Annotated in this window: 13 protein-coding genes; 4 read left to right on the forward strand and 9 right to left on the reverse strand. The window is 73.6% G+C overall.

Going from position 1 to position 17,262, the window contains the following annotated elements:
- Window positions 1-217 precede the first annotated feature (217 nt).
- A complete protein-coding gene (locus ACZ4M8_RS05440) occupies window positions 218-2,950 on the forward strand; it encodes an SCO5717 family growth-regulating ATPase (protein WP_467603543.1) in 2,733 nt (910 codons plus the stop codon).
- Between the two features lie 593 nt (window positions 2,951-3,543).
- Here ACZ4M8_RS05440 and ACZ4M8_RS05445 read toward each other — a convergent pair.
- From ACZ4M8_RS05445 to rimP, 8 genes are all read right to left on the reverse strand, one after another.
- Entirely contained in the window at window positions 3,544-4,491 is a 948-nt protein-coding gene (locus ACZ4M8_RS05445; RefSeq protein WP_467603544.1) for a bifunctional riboflavin kinase/FAD synthetase, read from the reverse strand.
- 788 nt (window positions 4,492-5,279) lie between these two features.
- Window positions 5,280-6,206 (reverse strand): tRNA pseudouridine(55) synthase TruB, encoded by a 927-nt coding sequence (gene truB, locus ACZ4M8_RS05450; RefSeq protein WP_467603546.1) that lies wholly within the window; start codon window positions 6,204-6,206, stop codon window positions 5,280-5,282.
- Window positions 6,203-6,658, reverse strand: coding sequence for a 30S ribosome-binding factor RbfA (rbfA, locus tag ACZ4M8_RS05455; RefSeq protein WP_399085058.1), 456 nt, complete (start codon window positions 6,656-6,658; stop codon window positions 6,203-6,205). Before rbfA ends, truB begins: the two co-directional genes overlap by 4 nt.
- 61 nt (window positions 6,659-6,719) lie before the next feature.
- Window positions 6,720-7,019, reverse strand: coding sequence for a DUF503 domain-containing protein (locus ACZ4M8_RS05460; protein ID WP_467603550.1), 300 nt, complete (start codon window positions 7,017-7,019; stop codon window positions 6,720-6,722).
- A gap of 173 nt (window positions 7,020-7,192) precedes the next feature.
- Window positions 7,193-10,237, reverse strand: a complete 3,045-nt coding sequence (gene infB / locus ACZ4M8_RS05465) for a translation initiation factor IF-2 (RefSeq protein WP_467603552.1) — start codon at window positions 10,235-10,237, stop codon at window positions 7,193-7,195.
- Between the two features lie 164 nt (window positions 10,238-10,401).
- A complete protein-coding gene (locus tag ACZ4M8_RS05470) occupies window positions 10,402-10,689 on the reverse strand; it encodes a YlxR family protein (RefSeq protein WP_467603555.1) in 288 nt (95 codons plus the stop codon).
- Between the two features lie 134 nt (window positions 10,690-10,823).
- Window positions 10,824-11,816 carry a transcription termination factor NusA gene (nusA, locus tag ACZ4M8_RS05475; RefSeq protein WP_467603556.1) on the reverse strand — a complete coding sequence of 331 codons (993 nt, stop codon included), beginning with the start codon at window positions 11,814-11,816 and terminating at the stop codon, window positions 10,824-10,826.
- 2 nt (window positions 11,817-11,818) lie between these two features.
- On the reverse strand, window positions 11,819-12,361 hold the full coding sequence (rimP, locus tag ACZ4M8_RS05480) for a ribosome maturation factor RimP (protein ID WP_467603558.1): 543 nt from the start codon (window positions 12,359-12,361) through the stop codon (window positions 11,819-11,821).
- Window positions 12,362-12,520: 159 nt separating this feature from the next.
- Here rimP and ACZ4M8_RS05485 point away from each other — a divergent pair, with 159 nt between their 5' ends.
- From ACZ4M8_RS05485 to ACZ4M8_RS05495, 3 genes are all read left to right on the forward strand, one after another.
- The gene (locus ACZ4M8_RS05485; protein ID WP_467603559.1) at window positions 12,521-13,120 is read left to right on the forward strand and encodes a hypothetical protein; all 600 of its coding nucleotides are present in this window, start codon (window positions 12,521-12,523) and stop codon (window positions 13,118-13,120) included.
- Between the two features lie 162 nt (window positions 13,121-13,282).
- Entirely contained in the window at window positions 13,283-13,780 is a 498-nt protein-coding gene (locus tag ACZ4M8_RS05490; RefSeq protein WP_467603562.1) for a DUF4439 domain-containing protein, read from the forward strand.
- A gap of 61 nt (window positions 13,781-13,841) precedes the next feature.
- Window positions 13,842-14,753, forward strand: coding sequence for an aminoglycoside phosphotransferase family protein (locus ACZ4M8_RS05495; RefSeq protein WP_467603564.1), 912 nt, complete (start codon window positions 13,842-13,844; stop codon window positions 14,751-14,753).
- 436 nt (window positions 14,754-15,189) lie between these two features.
- On the opposite strand, the gene ACZ4M8_RS05500 is transcribed toward ACZ4M8_RS05495, so the two are convergent.
- Window positions 15,190-16,899 (reverse strand): proline--tRNA ligase, encoded by a 1,710-nt coding sequence (locus tag ACZ4M8_RS05500; RefSeq protein WP_467603567.1) that lies wholly within the window; start codon window positions 16,897-16,899, stop codon window positions 15,190-15,192.
- Window positions 16,900-17,262 lie beyond the last annotated feature (363 nt).

The following is a 17,262-nucleotide window of genomic DNA, read 5'->3' on the forward strand; positions in this document are numbered from 1 at the left end:
GGTCAGAAGACGACATGACGTCGGCTGCCGTTCGGGCCCGACTCTTGATTAGGCTGTATGAAGCCGCAGGAGCACACCGGACGGCAGCCGGTACGGGGATGGAGAAAGCAGTGTTGGCGCAGTCCCGGGCGGTGTGTTCCGAATTCCGTGACATCCGATCGATCCGCCTGTATCCGGTCCTGCCGTTCAGGTGCGTTGCAGTACACCAGGAGGCACAGTGAACGAGCGGGAGGCTTTCCGCCCGGACGGGAACGACCCTGACGACGAGCAGTCCGAGTTCGACCTGACGGGCGAATTCAAGATCGATTTTGCGGCTCCGGCCTGGTACGCGAGCAACGACACCAGCGGCGGCGCGGGCACCCCCATGGCTCCCGCCCCGTCCCCCGCCCCCGCGCCGCCGCCCACCGGGCAGCCGCTGCCCGGCCAGGGCGTCGCGGGCCCGCCGGTGGCCGGTGGACCGCAGGGCGCCCCCGGCCCCACCGCCGGCGCCCCGGTGCCGCCGCCCGCCGACACCGCGCCGCCCGGTTTCCCGATGCTGCGGCCGCAGGAGCCCGCGGAGACCGCCGCGCCCCAGGACGCGCCGCCCGCGGACGCCCCGAAGCCCGCCGCCCCGGTGGCGGCCAGCGGCAACGTCCGCTCCGGTACGGGCGCCGACCCGTCGGCCTCGCTGTGGGACGACGACGAGCCGGACGTGCCCGAACCGGCCCCGGCCGAGGCGCCGGCACCGGCCGCGCCGCGGACCGACGGGGCGGCCGGTGCGCAGCCGGCCGGGGCACCCGTGGCCGACGCGCCGCGGCCTGAGGCCGCGCAGGCCCCGGAGGAGACCGCAGCCGCCCCGCAGGCACCGGAGCAGCCGGCCCCGGAGGCACCGCGGGCCGCCGCGCAGCCGGTGCCGCCGCAGGTCCCGCAGGCCCCGCAGGCCGCAGTACCCGAGCAGGAGCGGCCCGCGCAGCCGGTACCGGAGCAGCCGGTCGCGCCCCAGCAGCCCCCGCAGGGTGGCGCCCCGCAGGCCGTTCCGTCGCAGGGCGTTCCTCCGCAGGGCGGGGCGCAGCCGGGTGTGCCGCCGCAGGGTGCTCCGTGGCCCGCGCAGCCGGACGCCGCCGCGCAGGGCGTGCCCGGTCAGGGCGGGCTGCCGCCGCTGCCGCCGGAGTACCAGCCGGCCGATCCGCGGACGGCTCAGGCCCAGCAGGCCCAGGCCCAGCCGCCGCAGGCTCAGCAGCCGCAGCCGGGGCAGGAGTTGCCCCCGCAGCAGCAGCCGCAGGTCCACCCCCAGGCCGCGCCGCAGGCCGGTTTCCCGCAGCAGGCGGCCCCGCAGCAGGGCCACCCCCAGCAGGGCGGATACCCGCAGCAGACGCCCCAGCAGCAGCCGGGCGCGTACGGCTATCCGCAGCCCGCGTACGGCTACCCGCAACAGCCTCAGCAGCAGGCACCCGCGCAGCAGTCCGCGTACGGCTATCCGCAGCCCGCCCCGCAGGGATACCCGCAGCAGACACCGCAGCCGCACCCGCAGGCCGCCCCGCAGCAGGGCTACGACCCGCAGGCCCAACAGGCCGCGCAGCAGGCACAGCAGCACCAGGCCGGGTACCCGCAGCAGGGTCAGCCCGCCGCGTACGACCCGCAGGCCCAGGCCGCTCAGCAGGGGCAGCAGGGACAGGTGCCGCACCAGCCGCTGCCGGGGCAGCAGGCCGGCGGCGGCGCGGCGAACTACGCCTCGTACTCCCAGCCGGGACAGCAGCAGCCGCAGCAGCAGCGGGCCACCCCGGGCGCGCCGCTGGGCTACAGCGCCGCGGTCGAGCTGACCTCGGACCGGCTGCTGCGCAACCAGCCCAAGCGGCGTAAGCCGGGCGCCAACGCACAGCCGTCCAAGTTCAAGCTGGGCGCGAAGAAGGAGGAGGCGGAGCGTCAGCGGAAGCTGGAGCTGATCCGCACACCGGTGACGTCCTGCTACCGGATCGCGGTGATCAGCCTCAAGGGCGGCGTCGGCAAGACGACGACCACCACCGCGCTCGGCGCCACGCTCGCCTCCGAGCGGCAGGACAAGATCCTGGCCATCGACGCGAACCCGGACGCCGGTACGCTCGGCCGCCGCGTCCGCCGCGAGACCGGCGCGACCATCCGCGACCTGGTGCACGCCATCCCGCACCTGCACAGCTACATGGACATCCGCCGGTTCACCTCGCAGTCGCCGTCCGGTCTGGAGATCCTCGCCAACGACGTCGACCCGGCGGTCTCCACGACGTTCAACGACGACGACTACCGGCGCGCGATCGACGTCCTGGGGCGCCAGTACCCGGTCATCCTCACCGACTCCGGTACGGGCCTGCTCTACAGCGCCATGCGCGGCGTCCTGGACCTCGCCGACCAGCTGATCATCATCTCCACGCCGTCCGTCGACGGTGCGAGCAGCGCCAGCACCACGCTCGACTGGCTCTCCGCGCACGGCTACGCCGACCTGGTGCAGCGCGGTATCACGGTGATCTCCGGGGTCCGCGAGACCGGCAAGATGATCAAGATCGACGACATCGTGTCGCACTTCGAGACGCGCTGCCGCGGCGTGGTCGTCGTCCCCTTCGACGAGCATCTCGCCGCCGGCGCCGAGGTCGACCTCGACATGATGCGGCCCAAGACCCGCGAGGCGTACTTCAACCTGTCCGCGCTGGTCGCCGAGGACTTCTCGCGCGCCCAGCAGGCCCAGGGGATGTACCCGCAGCAGGGACAGCAGATGGGCCAGGACCCGTACGCCGCCCAGGACCCGTACGCGCAGCAGCAGTACGCGCAGCAGGGACAGCCGCAGCAGCAGCACCAGGCGCAGCCGCCGGCCGGTTACCCGCCGCAGCAGGGCGGCTGGACCCAGCAGCCGCAACAGCCGCCCGCCCACTGGCAGCAGCAGCCCGCCCCGGACTCCCCCCAGCCCGACCAGCAGGGATGGCAGCAGCAACCTCCGCAGTGACGCGTAAGGCGCCACACCACGCGCGCGGGGCCCGGCACTTCACGGTGCCGGGCCCCGCGCGCACCCGGGCCCCGCACGCACGGTGCGGACGAGCGTGGCCTGCACGGTGCGGGCGGTTGCCCCTGGGCGGAGTGTCCGTCATGACCGCGTGAGGCCCACATGAGGCCCGCACGGGGCCGGACTGCCGTACGTGCACGGGGCGTACGGCGGCGCATCCGCGATACGCACGCCCCGGGCCCCATGCGGCGGACGCCCGCGCCGCGTGGGGCGGGCCGGCTGATGTCCTGCAGGCGTCCGGTCACAGACGTCGGAGGGCGTGACATGGGCGCCCACGGCCTCACGGGGCCGTACGCCCGCACCCGCACGGGGCACACAGGGCGCTCCCCCGATACCCACGGGACGGGCCTCACGAAGCGACCGCCCGCACGGGGCCACGACGTATGGCGCGGAGGTCACGCTCCGGCACCAGGCCCCGCTGCACCGGCCAGGGCGCCCGCACGGGGCCGACGCGTGGCACGGAGGCACGGCAAAGGGCGCCCGGATATCTCTCCGGGCGCCCCGTCGTGCGGCGCGAAACCGCCCCGCCGGCCGGTTCAGTCCGCCGCGGCGATCAGTTCGCGGGCCTGCTTCACATCGATCGCCATCCGCTCCAACAGCGCGTCGAGCGTGGCGAATTTCTCCTGGCCCCGGATGTACGCGAGGAAATCCACCGCGACGTGCAGGCCGTACAGGTCGAGTCCCACCCGGTCGATCGCGTACGCCTCGACCGTGCGGTTCTCCCCGTCGAACTGCGGGTTGGTCCCCACCGATACGGCCGCGGGCATCGCCTCGCCCTCGACGTGCAGGAGCCCCGCGTACACACCGTCGGCCGGGATCGCGGTGTGCGGCAGCGTCTCCACGTTGGCGGTGGGGAAGCCCATCTCACGGCCGCGCTGCGCGCCGCGGACGACGATGCCCTCGACGCGGTGCGGTCGTCCCAGGACCTCCGCCGCGCCCGCGACGTCGCCCTCGGCGACCAGCCGGCGGGTGAGCGTGGACGAGAACGGCACCCCGCCGCCCACCGAGCCCCGCTCCACGAGGTCGACGACCTCGACGGTGAAGCCGTGGGCGACGCCCAGTTCGGCGAGGGTCTCGACGGTGCCCTTCGCCTTGTGCCCGAAGCGGAAGTTGGGGCCCTCGACGACGATCCGCGCGTGCAACTTGTCGGCCAGTACCTTCGCCACGAAATCGGCGGGCGCCAGCTGCGAGAACTCCCGGGTGAACGGCAGCACCAGAACGGCGTCGACGCCCAGCTCCCCCATCAGCTCCGCGCGCCGGTGGTGCGGGGCGAGCAGCGGCGGGTGGGTACCGGGACGGACGACCTCACTGGGGTGCGGGTCGAAAGTGACGACCACCGCGGGGATGCCCAGCTCCCGGGCGCGCGCGACGGCCTCACCGATGATCAATTGGTGGCCGCGGTGCACTCCGTCGTACGAGCCGATGGTGACGACGCTGCGCCCCCAGCCCTCGGGGATGTCCTCCAAGCCACGCCAGCGCTGCACTGTGCCCGCTCCTCGCCCGAACTCTTGTCCGTCCACTGCGTCAAGTCGGCATGACGCAGGTCTAAGACTGCCATGCCGGGCCCCACGCCACCCGAGAAGGGTGGCCTCACCGTTCCGAAGCCCCCGCCCGCTTCGTCCCCCGCCCCCTGACACGGACGCATGGGGCACCCGCGTGGGCCCCGCGGGGCGGCGGCGCACGGGGCCCACGGGGAGGCGGCGCACGGGGCCCGGACGGCTGCCCCGCACCGCACGAGGCTGAGCGGAACCGCCGCGCGGGGTGCAGCGCACGGGGCGCAGCGCATGGGGCCGCCTGCCCGCCCCCTCAGCCCGAACGGAAGCGCGGGGCACCATGCGGACCCGCACCAGGAACCACCCGCCCCGTGCGGAACGTCCCGTACGCACGGCACGAGGCCGCGCCCCGAACTCCGCCCTCACACAGCGCCCGAACCCGCCCCGTCACGCGGGCAGCCCCGCGCTGCCCCATGCCGGCCCCACACGCCGTCCGCCTCATGCACCAGGCAGGCACAACACAACCCTCACTCCACACGAAGCGCGGGGGCACGGGGCAGGGGCAGAGGGCGCGGGGCAGGGGGCACGGGGCGCAGGGCACAGAGATCAAGGCCCAGAGCCCCCGCCCGAACAAAGAGGCCGGTCCGGAGCCCCATGGCTCCGGACCGGCCTCACCCGTCCTTCACATGCCTGCCGGCCGTCGGCCGCACGACGCCCCCGCACCACGCGGCCAACGCCACGCAGCCCGACGCCCTCCGCGCCGTACGGCCCCGCCCCTCCTAGGCGAACACGGCCAGGCTCTTGGCCCGGCCCCCCTGGTTCTCCACCAGGGCGAGGAAGGTGCCGTCCGGGTCGAAGGCCGCCACGGGGCCGTCGGTCTCGAACAGCGGCATCGGGATCCGCGCACCGTTCACCAGCAGCCGGGACTGCGCCGCGGTGACGTCCCACCGGGTGAAGGCGGCGGCCGCCGCCTCACCGATCGGCATCACCGGCAGCCCGGCGCCCTCGGTGTCGTCCACCGCACCCTGCAACTGCTCCAGGGTCCGCGCCCGGTCGAGCTTGTACGGCCCGACCCGGGTGCGCCGCAGCGCCGTCAGATGCCCGCCGACGCCCAATCCGGCGCCGAGGTCCCGGGCGAGCGCGCGGATGTACGTCCCCGAGGAGCAGGTGACGGAGACCAGCAGGTCGGTCACCGGGGTGCCGTCCTCCGCCTCCGCCTCGTGCACGGAGTGGACGAGGAACGACGAGACGGTGACCGGCCGGGCCGGGATCTCGACGTCCTCGCCGTCCCGCACCCGCGAGTACGACCGCTTACCGTCGATCTTGATGGCGCTGACCTTCGACGGCACCTGCATGATCGCGCCGGACAGCTCCGCGACGCCCGCGTCGATGTCCGCCCGCGCCAGGCCGTGCGCCGCCTTCGACGCGGTGATCTCGCCCTCCGCGTCATCGGTGACGGTGGTCTGCCCGAGCCGCACCGTGCCGACGTACTCCTTCTCCGTCAGCGCGAGATGGCCGAGCAGCTTGGTGGCCCGCTCGATGCCGAGGACGAGGACGCCCGTCGCCATCGGGTCGAGCGTCCCGGCATGGCCGACCCGGCGCGTCCGCGCCATGCCCCGCATCTTCGCCACGACGTCGTGCGACGTGAAGCCGGACGGCTTGTCGACGATGACAAGACCGTCCGGCCCGGTGTTCTTACGCTTCATTCTGCGGCTGCGCCCTCATCGTCCTCGTTGTCGCCCGGCTTGCGGTACGGGTCGGCGTCCCCGGCGTACTGCGCGCCCGACGACACCTCCCGCACCTTGGCGTCCGAGGCCCGCGCCTTGTCGAGCAGGTTCTCGATCGTCTTGGCGTTCTCCGGCAGGGCGTCCGCGACGAACGTCAGCGTCGGCGTGAACTTCGTACCGGCCGCGGCGCCGACCGCCGAGCGCAGGATGCCCTTGGCGCTCTCCAGGCCCGCGGCGGCGCTGGCCCGGTCCTCGTCGTCGCCGTACACCGTGTAGAAGACCGTAGCCTCCCGCAGGTCGCCGGTGACGCGGGTGTCCGTGATGGTCACGTGCGTGCCGAGCCGCGGGTCCTTGATGCCGCGCTGCAGCTTCTGGGCGACCACCTCCCGGATGAGGTCCGCCAGCTTCTTCGCCCGCGCATTGTCGGCCACTGGTCCGTCTCCTTCGTATCTTCCACAATTGTGCTTCCACCGGCGTCCGTCCGCCCGGCCGTCATGACCAGTCGTCGTCGCCGTGCAGCCGCCGGCGAACCGACAGCAGCTCCACTTCGGGCCGTGCGGCGACCAGGCGCTCGCAGCGGTCCATCACCTCGGTGACATGCCCCGCGTCCCCGGAGACCACCGCGAGGCCGATGACGGCCCGGCGGTGCAGATCCTGCTCCCCGACCTCCGCGACGCTCACCGCGTACTTGCGGTGCAGCTCGGCGACGATCGGGCGGACGACGGAGCGCTTCTCCTTCAGCGACCGTACGTCGCCGAGAAGCAGATCGAAGGACAGTGTCCCTACGTACATGTACGACGGGTAGAGCCACCCGTGGGGCCTCGGAATCGCGAGTCCCTCGCACCGTACACGCAACGGCCGGGGCCGATCGACGGAAATAACGCTCCGCCGACCGGCCCCGGGTCCGCCCGCCGCCCGGCCGCCCCGAAGGGGGCCGGGCTCCGCGCGGACAGTGCGCTACATGATCAGCCGCGCGGCTTCTCACGCATCTCGTACGTCGCGATGACGTCGTCGATCTTGATGTCGTTGTAGTTGCCGAGGTTGATACCGCCCTCGAAACCTTCGCGAATCTCGGTGACGTCGTCCTTGAAGCGGCGCAGACCCTGAATGGTGAGGTCCTCCGCGACCACCTTGCCGTCGCGGATGAGGCGCGCCTTGGTGTTGCGCTTGACCTCGCCGGAGCGGATGAGGACACCCGCGATGTTGCCGAGCTTGGACGAGCGGAAGATCTCGCGGATCTCCGCGGTACCGAGCTCGACCTCCTCGTACTCCGGCTTGAGCATGCCCTTGAGGGCCGCCTCGATCTCCTCGATCGCCTGGTAGATGACCGAGTAGTACCGGACGTCGACGCCCTCGCGGTCGGCCATCTGCGTGGCACGGCCTTCGGCGCGCACGTTGAAGCCGATGACGATCGCGTCGGAGCCGGACGCCAGGTTGATGTCGGACTCCGTGACGGCACCGACGCCGCGGTGCAGCACCCGGATGTCGACCTCTTCGCCGACGTCGAGCTGGAGCAGCGAGGACTCCAGGGCCTCGACCGAACCGGACGCGTCGCCCTTGATGATGAGGTTGAGCTGCTGCACCTCGCCCGCCTTGAGCACCTTGTCGAGGTCCTCGAGGGACACCCGGCGGGTGCGCTTGGCGAAGGCGGCGTTGCGCTCGCGCGCCGCGCGCTTCTCGGCGATCTGGCGGGCCGTACGGTCCTCGTCGACGACGAGGAAGTTGTCGCCGGCGCCCGGGACGTTGGTGAGACCCAGGACCAGCACGGGGGTCGACGGACCCGCTTCCTCGACGTTGTTGCCCTTGTCGTCGAGCATCGCGCGGACGCGGCCGTAGGCGTCACCGACGACCATGGTCTCGCCGACGCGGAGGGTACCGCGCTGGACCAGGACGGTCGCGACGGCGCCGCGACCGCGGTCGAGGTGGGCCTCGATCGCGATGCCCTGGGCGTCCTGCTCCGCGTTGGCGCGCAGGTCCAGCGAGGCGTCCGCGGTCAGGACCACGGCCTCGAGCAGCTGCTCGATGTTGGTGCCCTGGCGGGCGGAGATGTCGACGAACATGGTGTCGCCGCCGTACTCCTCGGCCACCAGGCCGAACTCGGTGAGCTGACCGCGCACCTTGGTCGGGTCGGCGCCCTCGACGTCGATCTTGTTGACCGCGACCACGATCGGCACGTCGGCCGCCTTGGCGTGGTTCAGCGCCTCGATCGTCTGCGGCATGACACCGTCGTTGGCCGCCACCACTAGGATCGCGATGTCGGTCGACTTGGCACCACGGGCACGCATGGCGGTGAACGCCTCGTGACCGGGGGTGTCGATGAAGGTGATGCGGCGCTCTTCGTCGTTGACCTCGGTGGAGACCTGGTACGCACCGATGTGCTGCGTGATGCCACCGGCCTCGCCCGCGATGACGTTCGTCTTGCGGATCGCGTCCAGCAGGCGGGTCTTACCGTGGTCGACGTGACCCATGACGGTCACGACCGGCGGACGCGCGACGAGCATGTCCTCGCCGCCCTCGTCCTCGCCGAACTCGATGTCGAAGGACTCGAGCAGCTCGCGGTCCTCCTCCTCCGGGCTGACGATCTCGACGACGTAGTTCATCTCGCCGGCGAGGAGCTCCAGCGTCTCGTCGGAGACGGACTGGGTCGCGGTCACCATCTCGCCGAGGTTCAGCATGACCTGGACCAGCGACGCCGGGTTCGCGTTGATCTTCTCCGCGAAGTCGGTCAGCGAGGCACCGCGCGAGAGGCGGACCTTCGCGCCGTTGCCGCGCGGCAGCATGATGCCGCCCACCGACGGGGCCTGCATGGCCTCGTACTCCTGGCGCCTCTGCCGCTTCGACTTACGGCCGCGACGCGCGGGACCGCCGGGACGGCCGAACGCACCCTGTGTGCCACCGCGGCCACCGGGACCGCCGGGACGGCCACCGAAACCGGGACGGCCACCGAAGCCGCCACCGGGGCCGCCGCCACCGGGACGGCCGGCGAAACCGCCGCCACCACCCGGGCGACCGCCGCCGCCACCGGGACGACCGGCGAAACCGCCGCCACCACCGGGACGACCGCCACCGCCACCGGGACGACCGGCACCGCCGGGACCACGGCCACCGCCGGGGCCCGGACGCGGGCCGGCAGCCGGACGCTGCGGCATCATGCCCGGGTTCGGACGGTTACCGCCGCCGGGACGCGGAGCGCCACCGGGGGCCGCACCCTGCGGACGGGGCATACCACCGGGGGTCGGACGGGCGCCGCCCTGACCCTGAGGACGGGGACCGCCCTGGCCGCCGCCCTGGGGACGGGGACCGCCGGGACCACCCTGGCCGCCGGGGCGCGGCGCGCCACCGGGACGGGGGGCCTGCGGACGGGCCATGCCCGTGGAGCCACCGGAGGTGAAGGGGTTGTTGCCCGGACGCGGGCCGGACGGACGGCCGCCGCCGGGACGCGGGGCACGCTCGCCACCGGGACGCGGGGCGTTGCCACGGCCCTGACCACCCTGGCCGCCCTGCGGCGCGGGGCGCGCCGGACGGGGGCCGGGGGTGGCACCGGGGCGCGGGCCGGGCTGCGCGGCGGGCGCGGACGGCGGGGCCTGGAACTCGGGCTGCGCGGGGGCGGCCGGAGCGGGCTTGGGGGCCGGACGGGCCGGCGTCGGCCGCGGGCCCGGGGTGGGCGCGCTGCTCTTGGGGGGCTCCGGCGCGGCCGGAGCCGCGGGGCCCGGCTTCGGCGCACCGGGCTTGGGGGCGCCCGGCTTCGGGGCAGCCGGACGGGCCGCCTGCGCCGGAGAGGGCGCGGACGGCTTTGCGGGCGCGGCCTTGCGCGGCGCCGCGGGCTTACCGGCGGCGCGGCCGCTGCCGCCACCCGCCTGGAAAGCGTCGGTCAACTTGCGAACAACCGGCGCCTCGATCGTCGAGGATGCCGATCGGACGAATTCGCCAAGTTCTTGGAGCTTGGCCATGACGACCTTGCTCTCCACTCCGAACTCCTTGGCGAGTTCGTATACCCGGACCTTAGCCACTTCGCTCCTTCTAGGTCCGGGTTGTCCACCGGACCGTCGCTACTTCATGGGCGTACTCATCGCGTACTCATCGAGTGCTCATCGCAATCTCGACCTACTTCCGACTCGCGAGGTACCTGACCGCACGGGGTTTTCCGTGCGCTGTGCATTCGTGCTGTGCGTTATTACCCGGGCCGTTGTTCGACGCCTTCGACGTACCGCCGCAAGGCCTCCGTATCGAACGGCCCCGGGCCCCGGAAGGCCCGGTTGAACGCCCGGCGGCGGACCGCCAGGTCGAGACAGACCCGTGTCGGGTGCACATGAGCACCCCGGCCGGGCAGCGTACCGCGAGGATCGGGGGCGCACTCACCCTCGATCGCCACGATGCGCAGCAAATCGCCCTTGGCCGCTCGCTCCCGGCATCCCACACAGGTTCGCTCAGGGCATGCGCGGGCATGCGTCCGGCCAGACACTGCTTAAGTCTACCTCCCCGCACCGGCCTCACCCCGATGGGGTAAAGGCGGGACGACTGCTCAGAATTCCCCGTCGTCCCCCGGCGGCACCACTCATTTTCCGCAAACGGTGCCGCGGGGGCGTGCCGTGCGGCTCAGTCCCGGGGGGCCTGCTGCTCGGTGTCCGGGCGGATGTCGATCCGCCAGCCCGTCAGCCGGGCGGCGAGACGGGCGTTCTGCCCCTCCTTGCCGATGGCCAGCGACAGCTGGTAGTCGGGGACGGTGACCCGCGCGGAGCGCGCGGCGAGGTCGACGACCTCCACCTTGCTCACCCGCGCCGGCGACAGCGCGTGCGCCACCAGCTCGGCCGGGTCGTCCGACCAGTCCACGATGTCGATCTTCTCGCCGTGCAGCTCGGCCATGACCGCGCGCACCCGGCCGCCCATGGGGCCGATGCAGGCGCCCTTGGCGTTGAGCCCGGAGCGCGTGGAGCGCACCGCGATCTTCGTACGGTGTCCGGCCTCCCGCGCGATGGCGGCGATCTCGACGGAACCGTCGGCGATCTCCGGCACCTCCATGGCGAAAAGCTTCTTCACCAGGTTGGGGTGGGTGCGCGACAGCGTCACGGACGGGCCGCGGACACCCTTGGCGACCCGTACGACGTACGACCGCAGCCGGGTGCCGTGCGAGTAGTCCTCGCCGGGGACCTGCTCCTGCACGGGGAGCATGGCCTCCATGGGGCCGACGTCCACGAGGACGTTCTTCGGGTCCTTGCCCTGCTGGACGACGCCAGTGATGACGTCGCCCTCACGCCCGGCGAACTCGCCGAAGGTGATCTCCTCCTCGGCGTCCCGCAGCCGCTGCAGGATGACCTGCTTGGCGGTGGTCGCCGCGATCCGGCCGAAGCCGGACGGGGTGTCGTCGAACTCGCGGGGCTCCTCGCCCGGCTCCAGGTCCGCCGCGTCTTCCTTCGCCCATACCGTCACATGGCCGGTGCTGCGGTCCAGCTGCACCCGCGCCTGACGGCGGCTGCCGTCGGTGCGGTGGTAGGCGATGAGGAGGGCCGACTCGATCGCCTCGACCAGCAGGTCGAACGAGATCTCCTTCTCCCGCACCAAACCCCGCAGGGCACTCATGTCGATATCCACGGCTACGCCTCCTCCTGGCTCTCGTCGATCTTCTCTTCGTCCTGCTCGGCGTGCCGATCGGACGGCTCACTCTTACGGTTGAACTCCAGCTCGACCCGCGCCTTGGCGATCGCGTCGAAGCCGATCCGCCGCTGGGTCGGCTTGCGGCCCTTGACGCCCGGCACCTCGAGGTCGAGGCCGTCCTCGTCCACCGCCTGGATACGGGCCACCAGCTCGCCGCCTTCACGCAGCTGCGCCTTGATCAGCCGGCCGACGGCGCGGCGGTAGTGCCGCAGCTCGGTCAGCGGCCGGTCGGCGCCGGGCGAGGTGACTTCGAGGGTGTACGGGGCGCCGCCCATCACGTCGGAGTCGTCCAGCGCCTGCGAGACCTCACGGCTCAGCTCGGCGCACTCGTCCAGTTGGACGCCCGCGTCGGAATCCACCACGACCCGCAGCACCCGCCGTTTGCCCGCGGGGGTCACGTCGATCTCTTCCAGATCCAGCTCTCGTGCGGCGACGAGCGGTTCAAGCAGCCCGCGCAGCCTCTCGCTCTGGGTGGTGCTCATCCGGGTGACTCCTCGGCCGCGTGTGCTGTTGTGGGTGGGTCGCGTGTCGGGTCAAAGCCTATCTGTTCCGGCGGGGTACTGACGATTCGGTGGCCGGTCGCGGCTACGCTCGCCAGCGGTGATCACTACGGAAGACCCGGGATGTGGATGGTGCCGAACGTGGCGCTCACGCGTAGAACGACCCTGCTGGCCGGTGCCGCGCTGGGCGCCGCCCCGCTGCTGACCGGCTGCTCCGACGGTTCCGGGCCGCCCCGTGCGGGGCGGGCGGCGGCCACGGCGCGGCTGCGTGCCGCGGCGGCGGACGACAGTACCCGCCTGCTGGCCCGTTACGACGCGACCCTCGCCGCCCACCCCGCCCTGGCGCCCCGTCTGGCGCCGCTCCGCGCCGAAGTGGCGCGCCATGCGGAGGCGTTCGGCGCCCGGTCGGCCAAGGGCGCGTCCTCCCCCGCCGGCGAGCCCTCGGGTTCGCCGGGACCGTCGGTGCCCGGCGGTCCGGGGAGGCCGGACGCCCCGGAGAAGTCCGCGGCACCACCGGAGCCCGAGGCCCCGGAGAAGGCCGCTGCGGGGGCCACCGCGGACACGCCGGACGTCCCCGGTGACGAGAAGGCGGCGCGTGGCGCGCTGGCCGATGCCGAGCGCCGGCTGGCCGATGCCCGCGCCCGTACGCTGCGCACCGCGTCGCCGGACCTGGCCCGCCTGCTCGCCTCGGTGGCCGCGGCTGGTGCCGCCCACGCGTATCTGCTGACCGCCGCCGGCTGACCCCGCCGGTACGCCGTGCCCGTACCGTCGCGGGCAGGCGGCGCCCCGGTCCGCACGGGGCGCCCGCCCGGCGTGCAGGGGGCGTCCGCCCCGTGCGTGCCGCACCGTGCCCCGTGCGGCACGCCCCGACCCCCGCCCCCTCCGAAGGAACAGGCCCGCCCCGTGACGCCCACCCCGCGCACCGCCGATGCCCGCCCCACGCAGTTGTCCGCCGCGCAGAGCGCCCTCGCCGCCGAGCACGCCGCCGTCTACGGCTACGGCGTGGTCGGCGGGCGCGTCGGCGACGACCGCCGCAAGGAGGCCCGCGAGGCCTACGACGCGCACCGTGCGCGCCGCGACGCGCTGCGCCGTACGGTGCGTGATCTCGGCGGGACGCCCGCGGCGGCGGCCGCCGCGTACGAGTTGCCCTTCCCGGTGCCGGACGCCGCCGCCGCGGTCCGGCTCGCCGCCGAGCTGGAGGACCGGATCGCCGCCGTCTACGCGGGGCTGGTGCGCGCGGGGGACGAGGCGCACCGCGCGGAGGCGGCCGCCGCGCTCCGTGAGGCGGCGGTGCGTGCGGTGCGCTGGCGCGGCAGCGGCGTAGCCTTCCCAGGGCTCGCGGAACGGGCGGCGAGCGGTGCTCCGTCCCCGTCCACGAGCGCCTCGGCGAACGCGCTCTGACGACCGGCCGCGGGCCCACGCGGGCCGGGCGGCCCCTGCTTCCGGAAAGGCACGGCACGGCATGGCAACGGCACCCGTCGAACCACCGCGGCGGTTGGTGAACTCCCTCGGCAGCGACCCGGCCGCCCCGGTGCGTGCCTGGCTGGCCGCGCTGCCGTCGGCGGTCCACGAGCGGCTCGCCGCCTGGGAGCTGACGCTGGAGCGGGTGGTCACCCCCGGGGGCCGCAGCAGCCTGGTCGCGTTCGTCCGGCAGCAGGACGGGACCCCGGCGGCGCTCAAGTTCCCCGTACCGGACCGCTCCCACGCCGAGGAGGCGGTAGCGCTGCGGCTGTGGGACGGCTGGGGCGCGGTGAAGCTGCTACGGGCGGACGAGGCGAGCGGTGCGCTGCTGCTGGAGCGGCTCCAGGGGGCGGTATCGCTGCGGTCGCTGCCGGAGGCACGGGCGCTGCTGGAAGCTGCAGGAACGGTACGGCGCCTGTGGGTGGTGCCCGATGCGGACCATGGCTTCGCGACACTGTCGGGCCGTACCGAGGGGGCGGTCGCGGAGCTGCGCACGGCGGGTGCCCGGACGCCGGCGGCCGCCCCGTTGGTGGAGCAGGCGGCGGAGCTGCGCCGGGCGCTGCCGTCCTCCGCGGCCGAGGAGTACGTCCTGCACGGTGCGTTCCGCCAGGGCAAGGTTCTGGCCGGGGAGCGGGCGCCCTGGCTCGCGGTGGGGCCGGCCCCGGTGGTGGGCGAGCGTGCCTACGATCTCGCGGCGCTGGTCATGGACCGTTTCGAGGATCTGGCGGCCGCCTCGGGCGCCGCGGCCGCGGTCCGCCGCCGGGTGGCGAAGCTCGCCGATTCCCTGGAGCTCGACCGGGACCGGCTGCGCGACTGGACGCTGTACCGCGCGGTGGCCGCCGGGGTCCGCGAGATCGCCTCGGGCGACCGCCGCCATGGCGAACTCCTCTTGGAATTCGCCACCTGGCTCTGAGGAGCCCGCCCCTCCCGGGCGGACGCGCCATGCCACCTACGCCCCGGAGGTGCCGTCCCGTACCGCTGGATACGGGCGGGGCGGCGCGCCTCATGCGCTGTGCGCCCCGGCCCCGCGCCCCGGGGTCCCACGCCCCGCAGTGTTCACGAATGGCGCGCCGCTCCCTCCCCCATGGGGCGAGCGCACGGGGCGAGCGCATGGGGCGAGCGCATGGGGCGAGCGCATGGGGCGAGCGCATGGGGCGAGCGCATGGGGCGAGCGCATGGGGCGAGCGCATGGGGCGGCTCCGCGGCTCGGACAGGCCGCTGCTCCGTGTGGAAGGGGACGCCGCCCCCGCCTCCCGGGCCGCACGGGGCCGCCCCGTGCTCAGGGCCGCCGCGGGCATGCGACGGGGCCGGCCGGGAAGTCATCGTCCCGGCCGGCCCCGTCGTCCGTGTTACGCGCCGAGTCGCGCGACCGCGTCCTCGACGGTCAGTTCCTCGCGCTCGCCTGTACGGCGGTCCTTGACCTCGACGACGCCCTCGCCCGCACGGCGGCCCGCGACCACGATGGTCGGGACGCCGATCAGTTCGGCGTCGGTGAACTTCACGCCCGGCGAGACACCGGCACGGTCGTCGACCAGCACCCGCAGCCCGGCGGCGCCGAGCTTCTCCCCGAGTTCCAGGGCGAGTTCGGTCTGCTTGGCCTTGCCGGCGGCGACGACGTGCACATCGGCCGGGGCGACCTCACGGGGCCAGCACAGGCCGGACTCGTCGTGGCTCTGCTCGGCGAGAGCCGCCACGGCGCGGGAGACACCGATGCCGTACGAGCCCATGGTGACGCGGGCGGGCTTGCCGTTCTGGCCGAGTACGTCCAGCTCGAAGGCGTCCGCGTACTTGCGGCCGAGCTGGAAGATGTGACCGATCTCGATGGCGCGGTCGATGCGCAGGCCGGCGCCGCACCGGGGGCAGGGGTCGCCGGGCTCGACGACGACCACGTCGAGGTACTCGTCGACCTCGAAGTCCCGGCCGGCGACGACGTTCTTCGCGTGCATGCCCTGCTTGTTGGCGCCGGTGATCCATGCGGTACCGGCGGCGACCCGCGGGTCGGCGAGGTAGCGGAACGCGGTGCCGGCCAGGCCCTGCGGGCCGACGTAGCCGCGGACCAGGTCGGGCCGGTCGACGAAGTCCTCGGCGGTGACCAGTTCGACAGTGGCGGGGGCGAGGTGCTCGCCGAGCTTGCCGAGGTCGACCTCGCGGTCGCCGGGGACGCCGACCGCGACGATCTCGCCGTCGACCTTCACCAGAAGGTTCTTCAGCGTCGCCGACGCCGGGACGTCCAGGTGTGCGGCGAGCGCTTCGATCGTCGGGGTGTCGGGGGTGTCCAGCTCCTCGACGGGGCCGTGATCGGCGTCCTCGACCGGGGCGACCTTGACCGTGACGGCCTCGGTGTTCGCCGCGTAGTCGCAGGAGGGGCAGTCCACGAAGGTGTCCTCACCGGCCGCGGCGGGGGCGAGAAACTCCTCGGAGGCGGAGCCGCCCATGGCGCCGGAGACGGCGGAGACGATGCGGTAGTCCAGGCCGAGCCGCGCGAAGATCTTGGTGTACGCCTCGCGGTGGAGCGCGTAGGAGGTCGCCAGCCCCTCGTCGGTGGTGTCGAAGCTGTACGAGTCCTTCATCTGGAACTCGCGGCCCCGGAGCACGCCGGAGCGGGGGCGGGCCTCGTCGCGGTACTTGGTCTGGATCTGGTAGAGGATCACCGGCAGGTCCTTGTAGGACGTGCACTGGTCCTTGACCGTGAGGGTGAAGATCTCTTCGTGGGTGGGGCCGAGGAGGTAGTCGGAACCCTTGCGGTCCTTGAGGCGGAAGAGGAGGTCGCCGTACTCCTCCCAGCGGCCACTCGCCTCGTACGGCTCCTTGGGGAGCAGGGCGGGGAGCAGGACTTCCTGGCCGCCGATGGCGTCCATCTCCTCGCGGACGATGCGGGAGACGTTCTCCAGCACCTTCTTGCCCAGCGGGAGCCAGGTCCAGATGCCCGCGGACGTACGGCGGACGTACCCGGCGCGTACCAGCAGCTTGTGGCTGGCGGTCTCGGCGTCGGCCGGGTCGTCGCGCAGCGTCTTGATCATCAATCGGGACATGCGCTGGACCTGAGCGGCGTGGGCCATGGGAATTTCTCCTGCGTAAGAAAGGTGACTCCCTGGAGGTTAGCCGCCGCGGTATGGCGCACGGAAATGGGTTGCCCGCGCCGCACGGGGCGCGGGGCATCACGCCGACGCCCCGTGCCCCGTGCGTGGGGCGCCACGGACGGGGCCCGGAGCGCGGCGAAGGTGCCACGTACGGGGCGCGGTACGGGGGCGGGCAGCTTTAGGGCATGGGGCGGGCCGTACAGGGCGCGGTGGTATGACGCGTGCGGCCCCGCCGGGCCGCATACAGGGTGAAGCACCCGCACGGGGCATGACCGCGTGGGGCATAGCCGCATGGGGCGCGGGCCCTGCCGCGTACACAGGGGGCGCCCGATCAAGGCGCGG

This window comes from Streptomyces sp. NPDC027185 (assembly GCF_055567035.1).